3 protein-coding genes are annotated in these 2516 nt (G+C 65.5%); all 3 read right to left on the reverse strand.

All coding sequences use genetic code 11. The annotated features are described in order from the left end of the window. Positions 1-661, reverse strand: a 661-nt coding sequence (gene hisH, locus DBR22_RS21315; protein ID WP_108600639.1) for an imidazole glycerol phosphate synthase subunit HisH, incomplete at its 3' end; no start/stop codon positions are given. Beyond that, positions 658-1281 carry an imidazoleglycerol-phosphate dehydratase HisB gene (hisB, locus tag DBR22_RS21320; RefSeq protein WP_108600641.1) on the reverse strand — a complete coding sequence of 208 codons (624 nt, stop codon included), beginning with the start codon at positions 1279-1281 and terminating at the stop codon, positions 658-660. The genes hisH and hisB, both read right to left, overlap by 4 nt. A gap of 62 nt (positions 1282-1343) precedes the next feature. Then, the gene (locus DBR22_RS21325) at positions 1344-2462 is read right to left on the reverse strand and encodes a histidinol-phosphate transaminase (RefSeq protein WP_108600640.1); all 1119 of its coding nucleotides are present in this window, start codon (positions 2460-2462) and stop codon (positions 1344-1346) included. Positions 2463-2516: the final 54 nt, after the last annotated feature.

A 2516-nucleotide genomic window follows, 5' to 3' on the forward strand; every position in this document is an offset into this window, starting at 1 on the left:
CCCCGGATTTTTCGGGGTGGAACTGGGTGGCGCAGAGCGGCCCGTTCTCCACCGCGGCGATGAAACGGGCACCATGCTCTGACCAGGTCACCTGCGGCGCGGTCATCCTTGGCTGGATAACGTCGAAGTCCCATTCCTGGACGCCGTAGGAATGTACGAAGTAGAAGCGTTCATGCTCCACGCCGGCGAACAGCTTGGACCCCTGCGGGACGTCCACGGTGTTCCAGCCCATGTGCGGCACAACGTCGGCGGGAAGCAGTTCCACCTTGCCGGGCCACTCCCCCATGCCCTCAGCTTCGGTCCCGTGTTCCACGCCGGCCTCAAACAGCACCTGCAGGCCGACGCAGATCGCCAGGACGGGGCGGCCGCCGGCCACGCGCCTGCCGATCAGCCGGATGCCGTCCACTGCCTTGAGTTCGCGCATGACGGTTTCGAAGGCTCCCACGCCGGGAACGACGAGCCCGTCAGCGTTCAGGACGTCCTCGGGTTTGGAACTGAGGAGAACTTCGGCGCCGGCCCGCTCCAGCGCACGCACGGCGGAACGGACGTTGCCGGATCCGTAGTCGAGCACCGTGACGGTGGGCTTGCCTTCAGGCGAGACGGGCTTCTTACCGGCAGCAGGATCGATCACGGCGCCGTCCCGGAGGATCTGGCCACTCACAGGGCACCCTTGGTGGACGGAATTCCCTCCACGCGGGGATCGGGCTCGACGGCGGCGCGCAGGGCGCGCGCGAAAGCCTTGAACTGGGCCTCGACGATGTGGTGGGGATCCCGCCCGGCGATGACGTTCATGTGCAGGCAGATGCCGGCGTGCAAGGTGATGGCCTCGAAGACGTGGCGGGTGAGCGACCCTGTGAAGTGGCCGCCGATCAGGTGGTATTCCTGCCCGGCAGGCTCGCCCCCGTGGACCAGGTATGGGCGGCCGGAGACATCAACCACGGCGTGGGCCAGTGCCTCGTCCAGGGGAACTGTGGCTTCCCCGAACCTGCGGATCCCGGCTTTGTTGCCCAGGGCTGTGCGCAGGACTTCACCGAACGTGATGGCGACGTCCTCCACGGTGTGGTGGACGTCGATGTGGATGTCACCGGTGGCCTTGACCGTCATGTCGATGAGCGAGTGCTTGCACAGCGCCGTCAGCATGTGGTCGTAGAACGGGACAGACGTGTCGATGTCTGAGACACCCGTGCCGTCAAGGTTGATCTCCACGAGCACTGACGATTCACTGGTGGCGCGTTCCATGCGCGCGGTCCGATCGGCAGCGTTCGATCCGGTGGAAGTCATGGTCATATGTCCTTTTTGGCGAAGTCAGTGGTGCGGCACCGTAAGGCGCCGGTACTCCAAGTTTAGGCGGGCAGCCTGGCCTGGCTGGCCAGGATGGCTTTCAGCGAGGTCAGGAACGCTGTGGTCTCCGTCTCAGTTCCCGCCGTGACCCGCAGATGGCCGGGGATCCCGACGTCCCGGACCAGCACGCCTGCGTCCAGGAGCTGCTGCCAGACCTCGTGCGGATTTTCCAGGCCGCCGAAGAATACATAGTTCGAATCCGAGGCGGCCGGCTTGAGGCCCATCCGGGTCAGTTCCGTCACGATTCGGTCCCGCTGTTCCTTGATGTCCTGGACATCGGCCATCAGGGCAACCCGGTGACGGAGCGCTGCGAGGCCGGTCGCCTGGGTGATGGCCGAGAGATGGTACGGCAACCGGACCAGGCGGAGGGCATCCGTCACTTCGGGAGCCGCGGCCATGTAGCCAAGCCGCGCACCTGCGAGGGCAAAGGCCTTGCTCATGGTGCGGGAAACAATGAGCCGCTCCCTGCCAGGCAGCAGCGTCAGGGCACTGGGCGTACCGTCGTGGGCGAACTCGTGGTAGGCCTCGTCCACGATCACGATGGTCTGGCTGGCTTCGCCCGCTTCGTAGACGGCCTCGACAACGTCCAGGCCCAGACCGGTGCCGGTGGGGTTGTTCGGCGAGCACAGGAAAACGATGTTCGGCTGCAGCTCCTTGACCTGCAGCGCTGCGGATTCTGCACTCAGCCCGTAGTCCCCTGACCGCTGCCCGGTGATGTATCCGGTGTCGGTGCCGCTGGCGAGGAGGGGGTACATGGAATACGTGGGCGGGAATCCCAGGGCCGTGCGGCCCGGACCGCCGAAAGCCTGGAGGATCTGCTGGAGGACCTCATTGGAGCCGTTGGCAGCCCAGATGTTGGTGGCGTCCAGGCCATGGCCGAGGTACTCGGCCAGTGCTTGGCGGAGCTCGGTGAACTCCCGGTCCGGGTAGCGGTTGAGTCCTGCCGCAGCCTCCGTCACAGCTGCGCTGATGGCGGCCCGTACGTCGGCCGGCACACCATGGGTGTTCTCGTTGACGTTCAGCAGGATGGGAACATCGAGTTGCGGGGCACCGTACGGTGTCAGTCCGCGGAGATTGGTCCGGAGGGGAAGTCGATTCAGACGCGCTAGCTGGTCATTCACCTGAACAGTTTAGTTCCGGCGGTGACCGCCGGAAAATGTGACGGACCGGCGGGG

Origin of the sequence: Arthrobacter sp. HMWF013 (assembly GCF_003061105.1) — a bacterium.
Classification (GTDB): domain Bacteria; phylum Actinomycetota; class Actinomycetes; order Actinomycetales; family Micrococcaceae; genus Arthrobacter.